Origin of the sequence: Streptomyces sp. CB01373, assembly GCF_002803075.1 — a bacterium.
Taxonomy (GTDB): domain Bacteria; phylum Actinomycetota; class Actinomycetes; order Streptomycetales; family Streptomycetaceae; genus Streptomyces.
In genome coordinates, this window is the sequence record NZ_NNBK01000001.1 from 323,265 (window position 1) to 344,048 (window position 20,784).

17 protein-coding genes are annotated in these 20,784 nt (G+C 73.4%); 15 read left to right on the plus strand and 2 right to left on the minus strand.

What is annotated here, in order from left to right:
* The first annotated feature begins 21 nt into the window (after positions 1-21).
* From CG719_RS01525 to CG719_RS01565, 9 genes are all read left to right on the plus strand, one after another.
* The gene (locus CG719_RS01525) at positions 22-2,505 is read left to right on the plus strand and encodes an ATP-binding SpoIIE family protein phosphatase (protein ID WP_100566599.1); all 2,484 of its coding nucleotides are present in this window, start codon (positions 22-24) and stop codon (positions 2,503-2,505) included.
* Between the two features lie 131 nt (positions 2,506-2,636).
* Complete coding sequence (locus CG719_RS01530) at positions 2,637-3,362, plus strand: class I SAM-dependent methyltransferase (RefSeq protein ID WP_100566600.1); 726 nt, start codon at positions 2,637-2,639, stop codon at positions 3,360-3,362.
* A 151-nt stretch (positions 3,363-3,513) separates the two neighbouring features.
* Complete coding sequence (locus tag CG719_RS01535; RefSeq protein WP_234375369.1) at positions 3,514-6,390, plus strand: bifunctional glycosyltransferase/CDP-glycerol:glycerophosphate glycerophosphotransferase; 2,877 nt, start codon at positions 3,514-3,516, stop codon at positions 6,388-6,390.
* Entirely contained in the window at positions 6,387-7,520 is a 1,134-nt protein-coding gene (locus CG719_RS01540; protein WP_100566602.1) for a glycosyltransferase, read from the plus strand. The genes CG719_RS01535 and CG719_RS01540 overlap by 4 nt, the downstream gene beginning before the upstream one ends.
* Positions 7,521-7,670: 150 nt before the next feature.
* Entirely contained in the window at positions 7,671-8,504 is an 834-nt protein-coding gene (locus tag CG719_RS01545; RefSeq protein ID WP_100566603.1) for a M55 family metallopeptidase, read from the plus strand.
* Positions 8,497-9,801 carry a M20/M25/M40 family metallo-hydrolase gene (locus CG719_RS01550; protein ID WP_100566604.1) on the plus strand — a complete coding sequence of 435 codons (1,305 nt, stop codon included), beginning with the start codon at positions 8,497-8,499 and terminating at the stop codon, positions 9,799-9,801. The genes CG719_RS01545 and CG719_RS01550 overlap by 8 nt, the downstream gene beginning before the upstream one ends.
* A gap of 4 nt (positions 9,802-9,805) precedes the next feature.
* Positions 9,806-11,770 carry an LpqB family beta-propeller domain-containing protein gene (locus CG719_RS01555; protein WP_100566605.1) on the plus strand — a complete coding sequence of 655 codons (1,965 nt, stop codon included), beginning with the start codon at positions 9,806-9,808 and terminating at the stop codon, positions 11,768-11,770.
* Entirely contained in the window at positions 11,767-12,690 is a 924-nt protein-coding gene (locus tag CG719_RS01560; RefSeq protein WP_100566606.1) for a S66 peptidase family protein, read from the plus strand. The genes CG719_RS01555 and CG719_RS01560 overlap by 4 nt, the downstream gene beginning before the upstream one ends.
* A 107-nt stretch (positions 12,691-12,797) precedes the next feature.
* Positions 12,798-13,343, plus strand: a complete 546-nt coding sequence (locus tag CG719_RS01565) for a GNAT family N-acetyltransferase (protein WP_100566607.1) — start codon at positions 12,798-12,800, stop codon at positions 13,341-13,343.
* Here CG719_RS01565 and CG719_RS01570 read toward each other — a convergent pair.
* Together CG719_RS01570 and CG719_RS01575 are read right to left on the minus strand one after the other, a co-directional pair.
* On the minus strand, positions 13,321-13,668 hold the full coding sequence (locus CG719_RS01570; RefSeq protein ID WP_100566608.1) for a DUF6204 family protein: 348 nt from the start codon (positions 13,666-13,668) through the stop codon (positions 13,321-13,323). The two genes, CG719_RS01565 and CG719_RS01570, sit on opposite strands and share 23 nt — an antisense overlap.
* Positions 13,669-13,774: 106 nt before the next feature.
* Positions 13,775-14,122, minus strand: coding sequence for a VOC family protein (locus CG719_RS01575; RefSeq protein ID WP_100566609.1), 348 nt, complete (start codon positions 14,120-14,122; stop codon positions 13,775-13,777).
* A gap of 125 nt (positions 14,123-14,247) precedes the next feature.
* Between CG719_RS01575 and CG719_RS01580 the strand changes: the two genes are divergently transcribed.
* The 6 genes from CG719_RS01580 (at position 14,248) to CG719_RS01605 (ending at position 20,782) form a co-directional block, all read left to right on the plus strand.
* Complete coding sequence (locus CG719_RS01580) at positions 14,248-14,787, plus strand: phage holin family protein (RefSeq protein ID WP_100566610.1); 540 nt, start codon at positions 14,248-14,250, stop codon at positions 14,785-14,787.
* A gap of 876 nt (positions 14,788-15,663) precedes the next feature.
* Positions 15,664-17,157: an NAD(P)/FAD-dependent oxidoreductase gene (locus CG719_RS01585; protein ID WP_199836458.1), complete on the plus strand. Its 1,494-nt coding sequence runs from the start codon at positions 15,664-15,666 to the stop codon at positions 17,155-17,157.
* Positions 17,154-19,001 carry a transketolase gene (locus tag CG719_RS01590; protein ID WP_100566612.1) on the plus strand — a complete coding sequence of 616 codons (1,848 nt, stop codon included), beginning with the start codon at positions 17,154-17,156 and terminating at the stop codon, positions 18,999-19,001. The genes CG719_RS01585 and CG719_RS01590 overlap by 4 nt, the downstream gene beginning before the upstream one ends.
* 136 nt (positions 19,002-19,137) lie before the next feature.
* On the plus strand, positions 19,138-19,464 hold the full coding sequence (locus tag CG719_RS01595) for a gas vesicle protein GvpO (RefSeq protein ID WP_100566768.1): 327 nt from the start codon (positions 19,138-19,140) through the stop codon (positions 19,462-19,464).
* A 116-nt stretch (positions 19,465-19,580) separates the two neighbouring features.
* Positions 19,581-20,012, plus strand: coding sequence for a gas vesicle structural protein GvpA (locus CG719_RS01600; protein WP_100566613.1), 432 nt, complete (start codon positions 19,581-19,583; stop codon positions 20,010-20,012).
* A complete protein-coding gene (locus CG719_RS01605; RefSeq protein WP_100566614.1) occupies positions 20,009-20,782 on the plus strand; it encodes a GvpL/GvpF family gas vesicle protein in 774 nt (257 codons plus the stop codon). Before CG719_RS01600 ends, CG719_RS01605 begins: the two co-directional genes overlap by 4 nt.
* Positions 20,783-20,784: the final 2 nt, after the last annotated feature.

The window sequence follows — 20,784 nt, forward strand, 5'->3', positions numbered from 1 at the left end:
TGGGGAGAGGGGCCTGGGGTCATGGACCGTGGCACCGAAAGGGACGTACCTCCGGGCCGCGGGGCCGTGAACCGCGCGGTGGAGGACGTCCCCGCCGGACGGGTCCCGCTGGCCGTGGTCGTGGTCGACGACGACGGTCTGGTGTCGCACTGGAGCAGCGGCGCGCGGCGGCTGCTCGGCAAGGCCAAGGAGGAGGCGATCGGCCGGCCGGCGGCCGACCTGCTGCCCGTCTCCGGTGTCCTGCCCGACGAGGCGGACGGCGTCCCGCACAGGTTGCACGGCGGCTACGACGGGCTCGGACCCGGTCTGGAGCCGTCCCTGGGCGGACGGCTGTCCTACCCGGCCGCCGGACGGGCCAGGCTCGCCGTGCCGGAACGGGACCGGGTGGACCTCCTGTGGTGGGCCTACCCGCTGGTCGGCCCGGGGCGGGAGCGGCTGCTGGTGCTCGCCGCCGACGCGGAGGCGCTGCGCCGCGGCGACGGGCCCGAGGAGGCGTTCCGGGAAGGGGAGGCAGGCGCCTTCGAGCGGGTCGCACCGGCCTTCGCCCTGCACACCGACTTCCCCGGCGCCGAGGAACTCGCGCGCCGGCTGCCCGAGATCCTGCCCAGCATGAGCGTCGGCGAGAGCGCCCGCATCGCCGGGCAGGTGCTCGAACTGGGCTATCCGGTCATGGAGTTCAGCCGGAACGACCGGGTACCCGTCACCCCCGACTGGGGTGTGCCGCGGCGAGCCGGGCGCAGGGCGCGACGCGAGCGTGCCGCGCGGGCGGTGGCCCAGGGGCTGCCCTTACCGGAGCACGGGGCCGACGACGAGGGCGAGGACCTGGAGTACGCCGCCGTGCGCGAGCGCCTGGAGTTCCTCAACGAGGTCAGCGGCAGGATCGGCACCTCGCTCGACCTCGCCCGGACCATCGTCGAGGTCAGCAGGGCCGTCGTGCCGCGGTTCACCGACGTCGCCGGTACCTACCTGCGCGAACAGGTCGTCGCCGGCGAGGGCTTCCCCGAGGGGGTGCCGGACACCAGGACCATGTGGCACCGGGTGGCCCTCGAACACACCGACGAACCCGGCCGCTGGGACGACGTGGTGCCGGTCGGCGAGGCCATGCCGTTCCCGGCGCACACGCCGTTCTTCCAGTGCATGACCTCCGGCGAGCCCGTGCTCGTGCCGCGGATCAGCGAGGAGATGGGCCATGCCATCGCCTCGCAGTTCGAGAAGCGGGACATCCGGCCGCTGATCACCCACCGCTCCATGCTCGTCGTCCCGCTGAAGGCGCGCGACGTCGTCCTCGGCTTCATGATCCTGCTGCGCCATCCGGAGCGGGCCGAGTTCAACGACATGGACCGGGTCACCGGAGCCGAACTCGCCGCCCGGGCAGGCCTCGTGCTCGACAACGCGCGCATGTACACGTACCAGGAGAGCGTCGCCGAGACCCTTCAGGACAGCATGCTGCCGAGCATCCCGGCGCGGATGGCGGGCTGCGACATCGCCACCCGCTATCTGCCCGGCACGCTGCTCGGCCGGGTCGGCGGCGACTGGTTCGACTCGGTCAAGCTGCCCGGGGCCCGTACCGCCCTGGTCGTCGGCGACGTCATGGGGCACGGCCTGAACTCGGCGGCGATGATGGGGCAGTTGCGGACGGCCGTGCAGACCATGGCCGCGCTCGACCTGCCGCCCGCCCAACTGCTGCGCAATCTGGACGACCTCGCGCAACGGCTCGGCGACACCTACCTCGCGACCTGTCTGTACGCCGTGTACGACCCGATCGCCGGCGAGGTGCACCTCGCCAACGCCGGCCACATCCCGCCGGTCCTGGTGCACGCCGAAGACGGCCGCAGCGAACTGCTCGACCTGCCCACGGGTGCGCCCATCGGCGTCGGAGGGGTGCCCTTCGAGGCGGTACGCGTGCCCGTGAGGCCCGGTGACCGGCTGGTGATGTGCACCGACGGCCTGGTCGAGGTGCGCGGCGAGGACATCGGTGTGGGGCTCGCCACACTGTGCGCGTCCGCCGCCCATCCGGCCGCGTCCATGGACGACGCCTGCGACACCATCATCCGCGCCCTGAACACACGCGGTGGCCGCAAGGACGACGTGGCGCTGCTGCTGGCCCGCCTGAACGGCATCGGGCCGGACGACGTCGCCGAGTGGCGTCTCGCCCGCGATCCGGCCGAGGTGGGCCGGGCCCGCGCCGTGGTCCGCGAGCAACTGCACGACTGGGGCCTGGCCCGGCTCGCCGACCCCACCGAGCTGATGGTCAGCGAGCTGGCCACCAACGCGGTACGGCACTCCCACGGCCGCCCCGTGGCACTGCGCCTCGTCCGCGGCGACACCCTGCTGTGCGAGGTGGACGACGACGACCACGACCTGCCCACCCTGCTGAGCGCCGGCCCGGCCGACGAGTCCGGTCGCGGCCTGCGTGTGGTCAGCACCCTGGCCCGCGAGTGGGGCACCAGCCGTACGAACACCGGCAAGACGGTCTGGTTCGAACTCACCCTGCCCCGCCGCTGACCCGCCCCGTTCGGGACCCCGCGTTCCCCGCGTTCCCCGGGTCCCGTTCCGACTCCCCGTGGTTGTGGGGCCGGGCCTCGGCAGGTAGACCGGAGAAACCCGAACAGGGCTGTTTCTCAGAGGAGTTGGGCATGAGTGCGACGAGTCGGTACCGGCAGGCGTGGGAAGGGTTCTGGAGCGAGGCGCCCGAGGAGCCGGGTGCGGTGTTCTGGGACGCCGAGCCCGAGATGACCGCCCAGCTCCATCTGCCCCTGCTGCGACCGCACCTGGCCGATCCGGCGCTGCCCCTGGTCGACCTGGGCTGCGGCAACGGCACGCAGACCCGTTTCCTCGCCGGACACTTCGGGCGCGTCGTCGGCGTCGACATCGCCGCGGCGGCCGTCGAGCGGGCCCGGCGCGGCGACCCCGCGGGCCGGGCCGCGTACCAGGTGCTGGACGCCGCCGACAAGAGCGGGACGGAGGCGCTGCGCGCCGAGCTGGGCGAAGCGAACGTGTACATGCGGGGCGTGCTGCACCAGTGCGATCCGGACGACCGGCAGGCACTCGCCGACGGGATCGCCGCCCTCCTCGGCACGCGCGGCCGGGCCCTCCTCGTCGAACTGTCCGAGTCGGCACGCCCGGTCCTGGGCCGGCTCGCGCAGGACCCCGCCGGTCCGCCGCCCGGACTCGCCCCGGTCCTGCGGCACGGCATCGCGCCCGGCGAAGTCGCCGACGCCGCGGTGCCGGAGTACCTGCGCTCTGCCGGCCTCACCGTTCTGGCGGACGGCGAAATACCCTTGACCACCAACGAGTTCACCGCGGACGGAGTCCGTGTCGAGCTGCCGTCGAGGTGGTTGGTGGCCGGCCGCACCCACTGAGCGGCACAGTCCGGTGGTTGTGCTCTGCGTGTCAGTGGGACGGCGTATTGTCGCATTGGCGTAGTTTGAAGGTGGTGGGGGCCGGAGCGACCCCTACACGCTGTAGGGTTACGCCCACCCCCCACGGAACGAACAGAGACGAGAGGTGGCCGTGTCGATCGTCGCGCCCGAGCCGGACGTCAGCGTCGTCGTCATCGTCTACAACGACGAAGAGCGACTTCCGACAGCCGTTGGTTCCGTCCTCGAGCAAACACTCCGCAATGTCGAGGTGATCATCGCCGACGACTGCTCGACGGACGGCTCCCACGAGGTCGCGAAGGCGCTCGCCGCGGCCCACCCCGACCGGGTGCGGGCGATCCGGCTCCCGGAGAACAGCGGCGGCTGCGGAGAGCCCCGCAACCAGGGCGTCAAGGTGGCCCGCGGCCGGTACGTGATGTTCCTGGACAGCGACGACACGCTGGAGCGGAACGCCTGCCGCAACATGATCGAGGCCGCCGACCGCACCGGAGCAGACCTTGTCTCCGGCCTCTGTGTCCGGGTTCACACCGACAGCCGGCACGACAAGCGGGTGCTCTGGTACCCCTGGCTGTACCGCGGCACCCGCACGCTGGACTCCGTCGCCGAGCTGCCGGACCTGTTCGTCTTCGACACCCTGTCGACCAACAAGTGCTACCGGCGCGAGTTCCTGATCGACAACGGCCTCGCCTTCCCCCGGGGCATCCACTACGAGGACCTGCTCTTCTCCGCGCAGGCCTATCTGGCCGCGCAGCGGATCACCCTCATCCCCAACACGGTCTACCACTGGAACGTCGTCCAGAAGACCACCGTCAAGTCGATCAGCAACCGGCGCGGTGAGATCAGCAACTTCGCCGACCGGGTCGAGATCCACCGCCGTATCGACGCCATCCTGGACCGCCAGGGCCAGGACGAGCTGAAGCTGCGCAAGGACATCAAGTTCCTCAAGCACGACCTGGTGCTGTACCTGCGGGAACTCCCCTTCCTCGACGACGACTACCGCCACCGCTTCGCCGAACTGGCCCGCTCCTACGTCCAGGGCTTCCCCGAGGCGGCCTACGCCGAGCTCGACCGCGTCCACGCCATCTGCGCCCAGCTGCTGCTGCGCGAGGACTGGACCGACCTGATGCCGGCCATCGACACGCTCATCAACCGGCACAAGATCTCCGCGCCGCTGGCCGAGCGGAGCGGCCGGATCTACTGGACCGACCGCTACCTCGACGACCCCGAGATGCGCTCCGTCCTCGACGTCACCACCCTCGGCTACCACGCCAGGCCGCTCAACCGGATGGCCCTGCGCAACCGGCTCACCGAGTACGCGGTGCGCGGCGGCGACGTGGTGCTCGCCGGCGAGATCGTCAACCCGCTGCAGACCATCGACCCGGGCGTCGAGCTGAGCGCCGAGCTGGAGTTCCGGGCCCGCCGCCGCAGCCTCCAGACCTTCCGCTTCCCGGTGCCCGCCCCGCGTCACGAGGGCGACGCCATCGCCTGGCGGGCCGAGGTGCCGCTGGCCCGGCGGCTCAGACCGCTCGGCATCGTCGACGACGTCTGGGACGTCCGGCTGCACCTGACCGCCGGAGGCAAGCGCACCACCAGCCGGCTCACCGTCGGCGCCGTCGACCTGGAGAACGCCGAGTCCCTGCCCGTCCGGCCCCGCCTGACCCGGCTCATGGCCGACCGGCTGGAGGCGCAGGTGTCCGCCAAGGGCCACCTCGCCTTCCGGCTCGCCCAGCAGGGCCGGCTCGCCCGCACCGGCCGCGCCGCCGTGGAACGCAATCTGCACGGGCGTCCCGCGCGGGCCGCCAAGCGCGCCTACCGCACGCTGCGGGCCGTGCGCCGCGACCTGAACTCCGGCGCCCGCAAGATCCAGGTGTACGACCGGATGCTGCGCAGGCTGCCCGTCCGCAAGGGCACCGTCGTCTTCGAGAGCCACCTCGGCAAGCAGTACAGCGACAGCCCGCGCGCCGTCTTCGAGGAACTGCGCCGCCGCAAGGCGCCGATCACCTCGATCTGGTCGTACGCCGGCGAGCGCCCCACCGGCTTCCCGAAGGACGTGGAGCTGGTGCGCCGCTGGTCCTGGCGCTACCTCAAGGCGCTCGCCCAGGCGGAGTTCTGGATCGACAACCAGGGCTACCCGCTGCGGCTGGCCAAGCGCCCGGAGACCACGTACATCCAGACCTGGCACGGCTCGGCGCTGAAGCGGATGGGCTTCGACGAGCCCACCCACCGGATGATGTCCGAGCCGGAGCAGCGCTCCTACCAGCAGGCACTGGACCGCTTCGACCACTTCGTCGTCCGCGGCGAGCACGATGTGCGCACCCTCGCCCGCGCCTACCGCATCCCCGAGGAGAAGCTGCTGCGCACCGGCTACCCGCGCAACGACGCCCTGGTGCGGGTCCGCGAGGGGGCGCCGCTGCCCGCCGAGGCGCAGCGGCTGGCCAAGCGGCTGGGCCTCGACCCGGAGCGGCGCGTGCTGCTGTACGCGCCGACGTTCCGCGCCCATCCTGACGGCCGTGTACGGGACTTCGAGTTCCCCTTCGACATCGAGGACTTCGCCGCCCGCTTCGGCGACGACCACACCCTCCTCGTCCGCGCGCACTACCTGAACAAGCTCACCCTGCCGCCGTCGGTCGCCGGGCGCGTGATCGACGTCAGCGCCGAACCGGACATCACCCCGCTGCTGCTGCTCGCCGACTGCCTGATCACCGACTACTCCTCGGTGATGTTCGACTACGCGCTGCTCCGCCGCCCCATCGTCTTCTACGCCCACGACTGGGAGGAGTACGCCAAGGACACCCGCGGCACCTACTTCGACCTGCTCGCCGAGGCACCGGGCCCCGTCCCGCGCACCGGGGACGAACTGTTCTCCGTCATCGGCGACCTGAGCACCGTGCGGTCGACGTACGAGGCCCGCCTGAAGGAGTTCGTGGACAAGTACGGCGAGTACGACCGCGGGGACGCCGCGGCGCAGATCGTGGACCGCTTCTTCGGCCCCGCGGGAGAGACCCGATGACCCAGCGCGACATCTTCTTCGTGGCCAACGAGGTCGACGAGCTCGGCGGCGTGGGCCGCTGGCAGGCACAGATGGCCGGACTGCTGGCCGGCCGCGGCCACCGGGTCACCGTCATCGGCATCGCCCCGGCCAACCATCCGATGGACCTCGGCGAGGAGCCCCCGTTCCGGACCGTGACCCTGTACGCCCGCCGGCCCCCCGGCCGCCCCCGGGCGCGCCGCTTCCTCGGCCGCGCCGACCCCGCAGTCCGCCGCCACGAGACCCACATGCGCACGGCGGCGAGCCGGCTCACGGGCCTGTTCCGCGCCGCCCGGCCCGGTGCGGTGATCATCGTCGGCCAGGTCTGGGCGATGGAGTGGGTGGCGCTCGCGGACACCGCCGGGCACCAGGTGATCGGCATGACCCACGAGTCCTTCGAGACGGCCCGCAAGTCGTCGCGGTTCGGACGGGTGAATCGGTACTACAAGGACGTCGACCGCCTGCTGGCGCTCACCCAGGAGGACGCGGACCGCTGGGTGTCCGAGGGCATGAACAACGTCGGCTTCATGCCGAACCCGCTGCCCATCGCGCCCGGCACGCCGTCGCCGCGCACCGAGAAGGTCGTGGTCAGCATCGGCAGGCTGTCCCACGAGAAGGGCGTCGACCTGCTCCTGGAGGCCTGGGCCGAGGCCGCGCCGAAGCAGCCCGGCTGGACCCTGCGCATCCACGGCAGCGGAGAGTCCGAGGCGCTGCTCAGACGGCAGTGCGCGGAGCTGGGGCTGAAGGACTCGGTGGACTTCGCCGGGCAGACGGACGACGTGCCCGGCGCGCTGCGCGCCTCCTCCGTCTTCGTCCAGTCCTCCCGCGGCGAGGGCTTCCCGCTGGTCCTCCTTGAGGCCATGGCGACCGGGGTGCCGTGCGTGGCGTTCGACTGCGCGCCCGGCGTCCGCGAGATCGTCACCCACGAACGGGACGGTCTGCTGGCCCGCCCCGGCAACACCTCCGAACTCGCCCGCCACCTCGTCCGGTTGATGTCCGACGAGCAGGCGCGCGACACGATGGGCGACCAGGCCCTGCGCAGCGTCCAGCGCTTCGACCCGGACGTCATCACCGGGCGCTGGGAAGAGCTCTTCGCCTTCCTGGAGCGCTGAGCCCGGACCGCCCGCCGCCCGCGCCCCGGCGCCCCTCGGTGCCCGGGGCGCGGGCGGTGGGCGGGGCACGTCCCCGCCCCTGGGCCGACTCGCCGACTTTCACCGCTTCTCCGTAGCCGGTTCGCTGATCGGCGCGTAACGTGACGCTCCATGAAGATCCTCATCAGCGCCGACATGGAGGGCGCCACCGGTGTGACCTGGCCCGCCGACGTGCTGCCGGGCACTCCGCAGTGGGAGCGGTGCCGGACGATGTTCACCTCGGACGTCGACGCGGCCGTGCGCGGCTTCTTCGACGGGGGCGCCGACGAGGTCCTCGTGAACGAGGCGCACTGGAGCATGCGCAACCTGCTCCTCGAGCGGCTGGACGAGCGGGCACAGATGCTCACCGGACGGCACAAGTCGCTGTCCATGGTGGAGGGCGTGCAGCACGGCGACGTGGACGGGGTCGCCTTCGTCGGCTACCACGCCGGCGCCGGCATGGAGGGCGTCCTCGCCCACACCTATCTCGCCAACTCCATCACCGGCGTGTGGCTGAACGACGTACGCGCCAGCGAGGGGCTGCTCAACGCGCATGTGGTCGCCGAGTACGGGGTGCCGGTCGTACTGGTCACCGGGGACGACCTGGCCTGCGAGGACGCCCTCGGGTACGCGCCGGAGGCGCTGAAGGTCGCCGTGAAGGACCACGTGTCGCGGTACGCGGCCGCGTGCCGTACGCCGTCCCGCACCGCGGCCGACATCCGCGCGGCCGCCAAGCAGGCGGCCGGGCTGGCGGTCCGCCACGAACCGGCCGACGGCGGCCCGTTCACCGTCGCGGTCGAGTTCGACGCCGAGCACCTCGCCATGGCCTGCACCGTCGTGCCGGGAGTGGGCCGGGCCGGCGAGCGAAAGATCGCCTACACCAGCGCGACCATGTACGAGGCGATCCGCACCTTCAAGGCGGTCACCACGATCGCCTCGTCCGCGATCGAGGAGCAGTATGGCTGACGCGCAGGCGCTGGACGAGGTCGTCGGCTTCACGTCCGACCTGATCCGCATCGACACCACCAACCGGGGCGGCGGCGACTGCCGGGAGCGCCCGGCGGCCGAGTACGCCGCCGAGCGGCTCGCCGGGGCGGGCCTGGAGCCCGTGCTCCTGGAACGCACCCCGGGCCGGACCAACGTCGTGGCCCGGATCGAGGGCACCGACCCGTCGGCGGACGCGCTGCTCGTGCACGGTCACCTGGACGTGGTGCCGGCGCGCGCCGAGGACTGGAGCGTGCACCCGTTCTCCGGCGAGGTCCGCGACGGGGTCGTGTGGGGCCGGGGCGCGGTCGACATGAAGAACATGGACGCGATGATCCTCGCCGTGGTCCGCGCCTGGGCCCGGCAGGGGCTGCGGCCGCGGCGGGACGTGGTGATCGCCTTCACCGCCGACGAGGAGGCGAGCGCCGAGGACGGCTCCGGCTTCCTCGCCGACCGGCACGCGGGACTGTTCGAGGGCTGCACCGAGGGCGTCAGCGAGTCGGGGGCGTACACCTTCCACGACGGCGCCGGACGGCAGATCTACCCGATCGCCGCCGGTGAGCGCGGCACCGCCTGGCTGCGGCTGTCCGCCCGCGGACGGGCGGGCCACGGCTCCCGGGTCAACCGGGAGAACGCGGTGACCCGGCTCGCCGCGGCGATCGCCCGGATCGGCGCCCACGAATGGCCCGTTCGGCTCACCCCGACCGTGCGCGCGGCCCTCACCGAACTCGCCGCCCTGTACGGCATCGAGACGGACCTGCGGGACGTGGACGCGCTGGTGGACAAGCTGGGCCCGGCGGCCCGGCTGGTCGAGGCGACCCTGCGCAACAGTGCCAACCCCACCATGCTGGAAGCGGGTTACAAGATCAACGTGATCCCGGGGGAGGCCGTCGCCCACGTCGACGGGCGGTATCTGCCCGGCGGCGAGGAGGAGTTCCGCGCCACCCTCGACGAACTGACCGGCCCGGACGTGGACTGGGAGTTCGAGCACCGCGAGGTGGCGCTCCAGTCGCCGGTCGACTCGCCGTCCTTCGCGGCGATGCGGGCCGCCGTCGAGGAGTTCGCGCCGGAGGGCCATGTCATGCCGTTCTGCATGCCCGGCGGCACCGACGCCAAGCAGTTCTCGCGGCTGGGCATCACCGGGTACGGATTCTCGCCGCTGAAGCTGCCCGAGGGCTTCGACTACAACGCCCTGTTCCACGGAGTCGACGAGCGCGTCCCCGTCGAGGCGCTGCACTTCGGCGTCCGCGTCCTGGACCGCTTCCTGCGGACCGCCTGAGCCCATGGGGGAAAACGTGCGAACCCTGCCCTGCGGATCCTGGCCCTCGCCCATCGACGCGGCCCTCGCGGCCGCGCACGACGGCAGGCCGGAGTTCCCCGGATTCGTCGGCGACGAGGTGTGGTGGACCGAGCCGCGGCCCGCCGAGGGCGGCCGCCGGGCGCTCGTGCGGCGGAACGCCGACGGCTCGCAGTCCACGGTGCTGCCCGCACCGTGGAACGTGCGCAGCCGCGTCATGGAGTACGGCGGCCGGCCCTGGGCGGGAGCCGTCGTGGACGGCATACCGCTCGTGGTGTTCGTGAACTTCGCCGACCAGCGCCTGTACCGGTACGAACCCGGCGGCGAGCCCCGCCCGCTCACCCCACTCTCCGCGGTCGGCGGCGGACTGCGCTGGGTCGAACCGCAACTGCGCCTGGAACACGGCGAGGTGTGGTGCGTGCTGGAGGAGTTCACCGGGGAGGCGCCCACCGACGTACGGCGGGTCCTGGCCGCGGTGCCGCTGGACGGCTCGGCCGCCGAGGACAGGGCGGCGGTGCGTGAACTCACCGACGAACGGCACCGGTTCGTCACCGGCGCCCGGCTCTCGCCCGACGGGCGGCGGGCGGCCTGGCTGGCCTGGGACCACCCGCGGATGCCGTGGGACGGCACGGAGCTGCTGGTGGCCGAGGTGCTCGCCGACGGCACGTTCGGCGCACCCCGGACGGTGGCCGGCGGCCCCGAGGAGTCCATCGCCCAGGCGGACTGGGCCGCCGACGGCTCCCTGCTGTACGCGAGCGACCGCAGCGGCTGGTGGAACCTCTACCGCGACGGCGAGCCCCTGTGCGTCCGCGAGGAGGAGTTCGCGGGCCCGCTGTGGCGGCTGGGCCAGCGCTGGTTCGCGCCGCTGGACTGCGGCCTGATCGCGGTCGTGCACGGCCGCGGCACCACCGCCCTCGGCGTGCTCGACCCGGAGACGGGCGAGGTCGTCGACGCGGCGGGCCCCTGGACCGAGTTCGACGCGGCGCCGGTGGTGCACGGCGACCGGGTCGTCGCGGTGGCCGCCGGCCCCCGCAGCGCCTACGAGGTCGTCGAGCTGGACACCCGGACCGGCCGGGCGCGGGTGATCGGCGCCGCCCACGACGACCCGGTCGACCCCGCCTACTACCCCGAGCCGCAGATGCGCACCTTCACCGGGCCGGACGGCCGGGAGGTGCACGCCCACATCTACCCGCCGCACCACCCGGAGTGCGTGGCGCCCGCCGGCGAGCTGCCGCCGTACGTCGTGTGGGTGCACGGCGGACCCACCAGCCGCACACCCCTCGTGCTGGACCTGGAGATCGCCTACTTCACCTCGCGGGGTATCGGGGTCGCCGAGGTCAACTACGGCGGATCCACCGGGCACGGCCGCGAGTACCGCAACCGGCTGCGCGAGCAGTGGGGCGTCGTCGACGTCGAGGACTGCGCGGCCGTCGCGCTCGCCCTCGCCGACGAGGGCACCGCCGACCGTGCCCGGCTGGCGATCCGCGGCGGCAGCGCGGGCGGCTGGACCACGGCGGCCTCCCTGACCACGACCGACGTGTACGCCTGCGGCACGATCAGCTACCCGATCCTCGACCTGACCAGTTGGAGCACGGGGGAGACCCACGACTTCGAGTCGCAGTACCTGGAGTCCCTGGTCGGGCCGCTCGCCGAGGTGCCGGGCCGGTACGCCGAGCGCTCGCCCGCCGAGCACGCCGACCGGATCACGGCGCCCTTCCTGCTGCTCCAGGGCCTGGACGACGTGATCTGCCCGCCGGTCCAGTGCGAGCGGTTCCTCGCCCGGCTGGCCGGCCGGCGGCTGCCGCACGCGTACCTCGCGTTCGAGGGCGAGGGGCACGGCTTCCGCCGGGCCGACACCCTGGTACGGGCGCTGGAGGCGGAGCTGTCGCTGTACGCTCAGGTCTTCGGCCTGGACCCAGCCGGCATCCCGACCCTGGAGCTCGGCACGTGAAGGAACTCGTCCGCCCCGCCCGGCTCGCCCCCGGCGCCCGCGTGGCCGTCGTCGCGCCCAGCGGGCCCGTGCCCGAGGAGCGGCTGCAGGCGGGCCTGGACGTGCTGCGCGGCTGGGACCTGGATCCGGTGGTGGCGCCGCACGTGACGGCACGACACGCCACGTTCGACTATCTGGCGGGCGCGGACCGCGACCGCGCCGCCGATCTCCAGGGCGCCTGGTGCGATCCGTCGGTGGACGCGGTGCTGTGCGCCCGCGGCGGCTACGGCGTGCAGCGCATGGTGGACCTGCTCGACTGGGAGGCCATGCGGGCGGCCGGCCCGAAGGTGTTCGTGGGCTTCAGCGACATCACCGCGCTGCACGAGGCGTTCGCCACCCGCCTGGGCCTGGTCACACTGCACGGGCCGATGGCCGCCGGTGCCGACTTCGTCAAGAACGACCGGGCGCAGCGGCATCTGCGGGCGACCCTGTTCGCGCCCGAGACGGTCCGCACGATCGCCTCCGGCGGCCCGGCGCTGGTCGCCGGGCGGGCCCGGGGCGTGACCCTCGGCGGCTGCCTGGCCCTGCTCGCCGCCGACCTCGGCACCCCGCACGCGCGGCCCGGCGCGGCCGGCGGTCTGCTGTGCCTGGAGGACGTGGGCGAGGACGTCTACCGGCTGGACCGGTACCTCACCCAGCTGCTGCGTGCCGGGTGGCTCGACGGGGTGCGCGGGGTGCTGCTCGGCTCCTGGGAGGACTGCGAGACCCCGGACCGGGTGCGGGCCCTGCTCGCCGACCGGCTCGGCGGGCTCGGTGTACCGGTCGCGGAGGAGTTCGGCTTCGGGCACTGCGAGGGCGCGGTGACGGTGCCCTTCGGCGTGGCGGCCGAACTCGACGCCGACGCGGGCACGCTGACGCTCGACGAGCCCGCGCTGCGCTGACCAGGTCCGGGCCGGCTCCGTGGCACGCGATCTGCCGTCGACCGCGCGGCGGCGGGCCCGCGTCGACTGCGCGGCGGCAGGGTGCGTGGGCCGCGTAGGGTGACGGCATGCCGCACACCGCAGCCCGCTTTCTCGCCGAGGGGCCCCGCGTGGGCATCCGCCCCTTCACCCACGAGGACGGCCCCGAGTTCACCGCCCGCGTCCGGGAGAGCGAGGACCTGCACCGCCCGTGGCTCTTCCCGCCGGACACGGTCGAGGCGTACGCCGGCTACGCCCGGCGGCTTCTCGAGGACCCGGCGAGGGCCGGCTTCCTGGTCTGCGAGAAGGACACCGGCGCCCTCGCCGGGTTCGTGAACATCAACAACATCGCGCACGGCGCCTTCCGGTGCGGCGCGCTCGGCTACGGCGCCTTCGCGCACGCCGCCGGGCGCGGACTGATGCGCGAGGGCCTCGACCTCGTCGTCGGGTACGCCTTCGGCCCGATGCGGCTGCACCGGCTGGAGATCAACGTGCAGCCGCTCAACACCGCCTCGATCGCGCTGGCCCGTGCCTGTGGCTTCCGCCTGGAGGGCTTCTCGCCGGACATGCTGTTCATCGACGGGGCCTGGCGCGACCACGAGCGGTGGGCGCTCACCGCCGAGATGCGCGCTTGACGGTGACCTTCATGGTGTTCAGGTCCGTCACGGTCGACCGCAGGTCGCGAAAGCCGTATCCGAGGCCGCGCAGGGCGGTCTCCGCGCGGTCCTCGGCGATCGCGGCCGCCATCTCCTCGCCGTCGTCGGCGTCGCCGACCACGACGTAGCGCATCGAGAAGTGCTTCAGCGGGGACGGCTCGTACGACAGCGAGCCCTCCTCGGTGAACCGCATGCTGAGCATGCCGTGCTCGTCCGCCTCCGCGCGCAGCCGCTGCCGTGCCTCGTCGGTCAGTGCGTCCCAGGTGCCCCGGACGATCACCCGGTAGGTGTGCTGCTCGCTCATCGGATCTCCGTACTTCTCCATGTTCGGCCGTGGCCCACAGGGGCCGACCGGCCGACTCTACGGCGCCCGCGACGCGCTGCCCACGGAATATCGCCGCGCCGCCCGCTCAGCCCCGGCGGTCCATGTACTCGTACACCGTGCCGTCCGGGTGCAGGGCGATCAGGTTGCGGCCGACCGGGGTCGGTACCGGCCCGGCCACGATGCGCGCGCCGAGTCCGGTCAGCACGCGGTGGGCCTCGTCGACGTCCTCCACGGCTATCGTCGCCGCGACCTTGCGCAGCACCTCCAGCTGCGACTCGGGGCCGCTCATCAGCAGGAAGCAGCCGACCGCGGCGACCTGGACGCCGGCCTGTTCGAAGCGGAGGGCTTTGGCGCCCGCGAGGCCTTCGTAGAAGGGGACGGCGGTGTCCAGATCGTTGACGCAGACGCGCAGGCTGGTTCCCAGAATCTCCATGCGTACGAGCGTAGTTGGGGGTGGCCCGGCAGGTGATCCTTTCACCGGATCGCCCGCGGGACCCACCTGCTCCGCCACATCCCCGGGCGGTGTTATGCGTACGCGTGTGCGGGTACCCGCGCTCCATGAAGGGCTTGGATCACTTGGAGCACTTGGACAAGCAACTGGTCGACGAACTGGCGCAGGTGGCGCGCGAGACGGTGCGCGACGAACTGCGCGAGCAGACGCGCAGGCAGCGTCGCACCGCGACGCTGTACGCCGCGTCCGGCGCCGTCGCCCTGTACGCGGGCGCGGCTCTCGCGCTCGCCGTGGGGCTGGCCCTCGCGATCGGTCTGCCCGGCTGGGCCGCCGCGCTGATCACCGCGGCGATCCTGGGCGCTGCGGCCTACGCGCTGCGCGAGGCCGCCCGCCCGTCGGCGTCGCACCCCGCACCGGGTCCCGGCACGGACTTCGCGTCCGGCCCCGACACGGGCGCCCAGCGGACGGGCGGCACCGGCGCAGCGAAGGGCGCGGCCGGCCGGGCAACGGGCGCGGCCGGTGGGGCGGCGGGTGCGGCATACCCGCCCACACCGCCGGTGCCGCCGGTCCCGCCCGCGCCTCCGGCCGGGACGACCCGTCCGGACCACCCCGGCGAGACCGACCCGGGACCGCAGCACCGGGCCTGAACCCCGTCCCGTTCCCCGTGGGCGGAGCCCGGGACACATGTCACCGGGCGCCCGCCCGCGAGGCCGGCCCGGGTTCGCGGGGCGGTGCCCTGCGGGCGGCCGGCCGGCCGGGACCGCCGGCCGTGCGGGTTCTGCGCCCGCACGGCCGCCGTCGGCCTCCGGCGCGGGTCACGCCCACGGGCGGTCGCCGGGCCGGAGCGTGGCGCGGTGAGGCACTGCTCGCGCTTCAGGGCCGGCGTGCAACAGGCCGCGGTCCGCCCCGGGGCCTCAGTACCGGGCCGAAAACCCGCTCGCGGCGTTCCCGTGGCCGGAGCCCGGATGAATGTCACCGGGCGCCCGCTCGCGAGGCAGCTCGGGTTCGGGGGCGTGCTCTGCGGGCGGACGGCCGCCGTCGGCCTCCGGCGCGGGTCACGTCCACGGGCGGTCGCCGGGCCGGGGCGTGGCGCAGTGAGGCACTGCTCGCGCTTCAGGGCCGGCGTGCACCAGGCGGCGGTCCGATCCGGGGCCTCAGCATCGGGCCTGACAACCCTCGCCTTCCCGTGGGCAGAGCCCGGGAACGTGTCACCGGGCGCCCGCTCGCGAGGTCGGGCAGGGTTCGCGGGGCGCGGTCTGGAGGCGGACGGTTGGGCCGGACACGGCTCGGATCGCCTTGGGGCAGCGCGTCGGCTTTGTGGGCTTTGCGCCCGGCGGCGACCTGTCGTGTTGGCCTGCGGGCGGTGCGCCGGACGACTGACGCCTGTCCCACCGTGATCTTGGTCGGTGGGGGCCGTCCGCGTTCAGCCGTAGGCACCGGGGCAGCGGGAGCGTGTCTGCGGCCCCCCGACGCGGAAGTTTGGGGGTTTCGGGCAGGGGGACGCGGAAGGTCCCGTACCAGGTATGCGACCGCGCCGGAGGCGAACCGTGAGTCGACCCCGCATCGTGATCGTCGGTGCCGGCTTCGCCGGCTACCGCACGGCCCGGAACCTGTCGAGGATGTCCCGGGGCAAGGCCGACATCACCCTGCTGAACCCGACCGACTACTTCCTGTACCTGCCCCTGCTGCCCCAGGTCGCCGTGGGCCTGCTCGAGCCGCGCCGGACCGCCGTCTCACTCGCCGGCTCGCTGCGCCACGTACGGCTGGTCCTCGGCGAGGCCGACGGCATCGACCTGGACGCGCGCACCGTGCACTACACCGACCCCGAGGGCGACGAGGGCGCACTGGCCTACGACCGGCTGGTGCTCGCCGTCGGCAGCGTCAACAAGCTGCTGCCGATCCCCGGCGTCGCCGAGCACGCGCACGGCTTCCGCGGTCTGCCCGAGGCCCTGTACCTGCGGGACCACATGACCCGCCAGATCGAACTGGCGAGCAGTGAGGACGACCCCGAGGCCTGCGAGGCCCGCTGCACCTTCGTCGTCGTGGGCGCCGGCTACACCGGCACCGAGGTCGCCGCGCACGGCAGGATGTACACCGACTCGCTGGTGCGCCGGCATCCGCCCCGGCGGGACATCCGGCCGCGCTGGCTGCTGCTGGACGTCGCGCCCCGTGTACTGCCCGAGCTGGACGAACGGCTCTCGGCCACCGCCGACCGCGTGTTGCGGCGGCGCGGCGTCGAGGTGCGCATGGGCACCTCCGTGAAGGAGGCCACGCACGAGGGCGTGCTGCTGACGGACGGCGAGTTCGTCCGCAGCCGCACGCTCGTGTGGTGCGTCGGCGTACGGCCCGACCCGCTCGTGGAGAACACCGGGCAGCCGCTGGAGAGGGGGCGGCTCGTCGTCGACCCCTTCCTCCAGGTGCCGGGGCGGCCGGAGGTGTTCGCGTGCGGGGACGCCGCCGCCGTGCCCGACCTGGACAACCCCGGCCGGCACACCCCGATGACCGCCCAGCACGCCTGGCGGCAGGGCAGGACCGCCGCGGTCAACGTCGCCGCCTCCCTCGGCGTCGGCGAGGCCCGCCCCTATCGCCACCGCGACCTGGGCTTCGTCGTGGACCTGGGCGGTGTGCAGGCCGCCGCGGACCCGCTCGGCGTTCCGCTGTCCGGGCCGGTGGCCGGCGCTGTCACCCGCGGCTACCACCTCGCGGCGATGCCCGGGAACCGGGTCCGGGTGGCCGCGGACTGGCTGCTGGACGCCGTACTGCCGCGCCAGTCCGTCCAGTTGGGCCTCGTACGGTCCTGGTCCGTGCCCCTGGACACGGCCTCCCCGGAGCTGGCGCGCGTGCCGGGCGGCCCCGAGCAGCGGGCGAGGCCGCCGGCCGCGTCCGCTCCCGCGTCCGCGCGGAGCAGCCCGGCCGGTGGGCCCGCGAGCGGCGCTCCCGGCGACGGGACCACCGGGAGCCACCTCGCCCCCGGCCCGGTCAAGCGAGACGACATACCTGCGGAAGGAGACTCATGAACACCGACGAACTCGTCGAACTCGGCCAGCAGCTGCGCGTCGACAGCGTGCGTGCCGCCGCCGCGGCGGGCTCCGGGCACCCCACGTCCTCCATGTCCGCCGCCGACATCATGGCGGTCCTGCTGGCGAACCATCTCCGCTACGACTTCGACCGGCCCGAGCACCCCGGCAACGACCGCTTCGTCCTGTCCAAGGGACACGCCTCCCCGCTGCTGTACTCCGCCTACAAGGCGGCGGGCGCCATCGACGACGAGGAACTGCTCACCTTCCGCAAGCTGGGCAGCCGCCTGGAGGGGCACCCCACCCCGCAACGGCTGCCGTGGGTGGAGACCGCCACCGGATCCCTCGGCCAGGGCCTGCCCATCGGCGTCGGGATCGCGCTCAGCGGCAAGCGCCTCGACCACGCCGACTACCGCGTGTGGGTGCTGTGCGGGGACAGCGAGCTGGCCGAGGGCTCCATCTGGGAGGCCGCCGAACACGCCGGGTACGAGCACCTGGACAACCTGACCGTGATCCTCGACGTCAACCGGCTCGGCCAGCGCGGCCCCACCCGGCACGGACACGACCTGGACGCCTACGCCCGCCGCTTCCGCGCCTTCGACTGGCACACGATCGAGATCGAGGGCCACGACGTGGACGCCGTCGACCGTGCCCTCGGCGAGGCCGTCTCCACGAAGGGGCAGCCCACCGCGATCATCGCCCGCACCCTCAAGGGCAGGGGCGTCAGGGACGCCGAGGACCGCGAGGGCCTGCACGGCAAGCCGCTGAAGGACCCCGACGAGGCGATCGAGGAGCTCGGCGGCGTCCGGGACATCCGCGTCCGCGTGCACGAGCCCGGCTCGGTTCGTTCGCTGCACGCCGTGGGCGACGGCAACCTCGAACTGCCCCGCTGGGGCAAGGGCGAGGAGGTCGCCACCCGCGACGCCTACGGGCAGGCGCTCGCCGCGCTCGGCACCGCTCGCGGCGACGTCGTGGCCCTCGACGGCGAGGTAGGCGACTCCACCCGCACGGAGTTCTTCGCCAAGGAACACCCCGAGCGCTATTTCGAGTGCTACATCGCCGAACAGCAGATGGTCGCCGCCGCCGTCGGGATGGCCCGGCGCGGCTGGGTGCCGTACGCCTCGACGTTCGCGGCGTTCCTGACCCGCGCGCACGACTTCGTGCGGATGGCCGCCGTCAGCGGCTCGGGCATCAACCTCAACGGCTCCCACGCGGGTACGGCGATCGGCCAGGACGGGCCAAGCCAGATGGGTCTTGAGGACCTGGCGATGATGCGCGCCGTCCACGGCTCGACCGTGCTCTACCCGTGCGACGCCAACCAGACCGCCGAGCTCGTCGCGCGGATGGCCGACCTCGACGGCGTCGGCTATCTGCGCACCTCGCGCGGGGCCGGCCCGGTGCTCTACGGGCCCGAGGAGGAGTTCCCGGTGGGCGGCAGCAAGGTGCTGCGCTCCTCCGCGCGGGACCGGCTGACCGTCGTCGCCGCGGGCGTCACCCTGCACGAGGCGCTCGCCGCCGCGGACACCCTCGGCCGGGACGGCACCGCGGTCCGGGTGATCGACCTGTACTCCGTCAAGCCGGTCGACCAGGAGACGCTCCGGAAGGCCGCCGAGGACACCGGCTGCCTGCTCACCGTGGAGGACCACCACCCGGAGGGCGGCATCGGCGACGCCGTGCTCGACGCCTTCACCGACGGACGCCCGGTGCCGCGCCTGGTGCGGCTCGCCGTCCGGGACATGCCGGGCTCGGCCTCGCCCGCCGAGCAGCTGCACGCCGCGGGCATCGACGCCGAGTCGATCGCGGCCGCCGCGCGGCTGCTCGTGGAGGAGGCGGTCCTGCGATGAGTGACGGGAGTGACGGGCCGCACACGGTGCGCACCGGCCGCGGTTCCCGGGGATCCCGCCCTGTGTGTGAGGGACGTCCGCGCTCGCGCAGGTTTGGCCGTGGAGGTTGCGGCCACCCGAAGGAGAAGAGGTGGCCATGGTGAAGAAGGACAATACCGCGGAGTCGCAGGGCTCGGGAGAGCCGGTGTCCCGGCCGCGGCCGATGGAGGTGCTGCGTGAGGCGCGGGCCCAGTTCGCCGAGCTGACGGGTCTGACCCCCGAGTCGGTGACGACCTTCGAGCAGACGGAGGACGGCTGGTCGCTGGAGATCGAGGTCCTGGAACTGGCCCGGGTGCCGGACACCATGAGCCTCATGGCGAGCTACGAGGTCGAACTCGACCCGCAGGGGCAGCTCACCGGCTACCGGCGGCTGCACCGCTACGAACGCGGACGAGCCGACGCCCGCCGCTCCGGCGGCCGCTGAGGCCGGACCGGCCCGCGACCGGGACCGCGCACTGACGCCCAGAACAGCGCCCCACGGAACAGAGCCCCACAGAACAGACCCTCATACGCAGACAACAGACGAGGAGTGCGGTTGGCATGACCGTTGTCCCGGCACAGACATCCGGCGGCGGAGGCGGCAGCAGCGGCCTGTACGACGTCCTGGAACTCGTTCTCGACAGGGGACTGGTGATCGACGCGTTCGTGCGGGTCTCGCTGGTCGGGATCGAGATCCTGAAGATCGACGTGCGGGTCGTCGTCGCGAGCGTCGACACCTACCTCCGCTTCGCCGAGGCCTGCAACCGGCTCGACCTGGAAGCGGGCCCCCGCAAGTCTCCGGGCCTGCCCGATCTGGTGGGCGAGGTCACCGAGTCCGGCGCGCGCGGCAAGGCGAAGGGGGCGTTGTCGGGGGCGGCGCAGACCGTTTCCGACGCCTTCCAGCAGGCCCGTGACGAGCGCTCGGGTGAGGGCGAGGGGCGGCCGCGGGCGCGCAAGGCGGCGCCGGCCCGTCGGAAGGAGGAGCAGGAGTGAGCACGTATGTGTACGGGATCACGGCCGCCTCGGACATGTCGTCGCTGCCCGAGGAGTTGGGCGGGGTTGGCGAGCCGGCGCTGCCGGTGCGGGTGCTGACGGCGAGTGGGCTGGCCGCGGTGGTCAGTGACGCGCCGGAGGGGTTGCGGCCCAAACGGCGCGACCTGCTCGCGCATCAGGCGGTGCTCAGTGAGATGGGGGCGGGCGGGTGTGTGCTGCCGATGCGGTTCGGCAGTGTCGCTCCGGACGACGAGGCGGTCACGGGTGTGCTCGCCGAGCGTGCCGAGCACTACCGCGAGCGGCTGGAGGCGTTGGAGGGCAGGGTCGAGTACAACGTCAAGGGCAGTCATGTCGAGGACGCGGTGCTGCACCGGGTGATGGCCGAGAACCCGGAGCTCCGAGGCATGGCGGAGGCCAACCGGCGTGCGGGTGGCGGTAGTTACGAGGACAAGATCCGCCTCGGTGAGATGGTCGCTGCGGCCGTGCAGGCCCGTGAGGCGGAGGACGCCCGCGAGGTGGTGCACGCTCTGGAGCCGCACGCCGCCGCGGTCAGCGACGGCCCGCCGTCCACCGGCTGGCTGGTCAACACGTCGTTCCTGGTGGACCGGGAGGCGGCGGAGGAGTTCGTGACCGCCGTCGAACGGGCCCGCAAGGACCTGCCCCACCTCGATCTGCGCGTCAACGGGCCACTGCCGCCGTACAGCTTCGTCGAGCCCGGCCCCGCCGAGCCCGCGAGCACCACGGCGGGGGCCGACGCGGGAGCGGAGTGACG

Bases quoted from the DNA above. Each gene is read 5' to 3' on its own strand.
- CG719_RS01580 (WP_100566610.1), top strand. From the start codon at position 14,248: ATGAAGGGCTTGGATCACTTGGAGCACTTGGACAAGCAACTGGTCGAC.
- CG719_RS01600 (WP_100566613.1), top strand. From the start codon at position 19,581: ATGACCGTTGTCCCGGCACAGACATCCGGCGGCGGAGGCGGCAGCAGC.
- CG719_RS01550 (WP_100566604.1), top strand. From the start codon at position 8,497: ATGGCTGACGCGCAGGCGCTGGACGAGGTCGTCGGCTTCACGTCCGAC.
- CG719_RS01525 (WP_100566599.1), top strand. From the start codon at position 22: ATGGACCGTGGCACCGAAAGGGACGTACCTCCGGGCCGCGGGGCCGTG.
- CG719_RS01555 (WP_100566605.1), top strand. From the start codon at position 9,806: ATGGGGGAAAACGTGCGAACCCTGCCCTGCGGATCCTGGCCCTCGCCC.
- CG719_RS01565 (WP_100566607.1), top strand. From the start codon at position 12,798: ATGCCGCACACCGCAGCCCGCTTTCTCGCCGAGGGGCCCCGCGTGGGC.
- CG719_RS01585 (WP_199836458.1), top strand. From the start codon at position 15,664: ATGCGACCGCGCCGGAGGCGAACCGTGAGTCGACCCCGCATCGTGATC.
- CG719_RS01545 (WP_100566603.1), top strand. From the start codon at position 7,671: ATGAAGATCCTCATCAGCGCCGACATGGAGGGCGCCACCGGTGTGACC.
- CG719_RS01590 (WP_100566612.1), top strand. From the start codon at position 17,154: ATGAACACCGACGAACTCGTCGAACTCGGCCAGCAGCTGCGCGTCGAC.
- CG719_RS01595 (WP_100566768.1), top strand. From the start codon at position 19,138: ATGGTGAAGAAGGACAATACCGCGGAGTCGCAGGGCTCGGGAGAGCCG.
- CG719_RS01575 (WP_100566609.1), bottom strand. From the start codon at position 14,122: ATGGAGATTCTGGGAACCAGCCTGCGCGTCTGCGTCAACGATCTGGAC.
- CG719_RS01540 (WP_100566602.1), top strand. From the start codon at position 6,387: ATGACCCAGCGCGACATCTTCTTCGTGGCCAACGAGGTCGACGAGCTC.
- CG719_RS01530 (WP_100566600.1), top strand. From the start codon at position 2,637: ATGAGTGCGACGAGTCGGTACCGGCAGGCGTGGGAAGGGTTCTGGAGC.
- CG719_RS01570 (WP_100566608.1), bottom strand. From the start codon at position 13,668: ATGAGCGAGCAGCACACCTACCGGGTGATCGTCCGGGGCACCTGGGAC.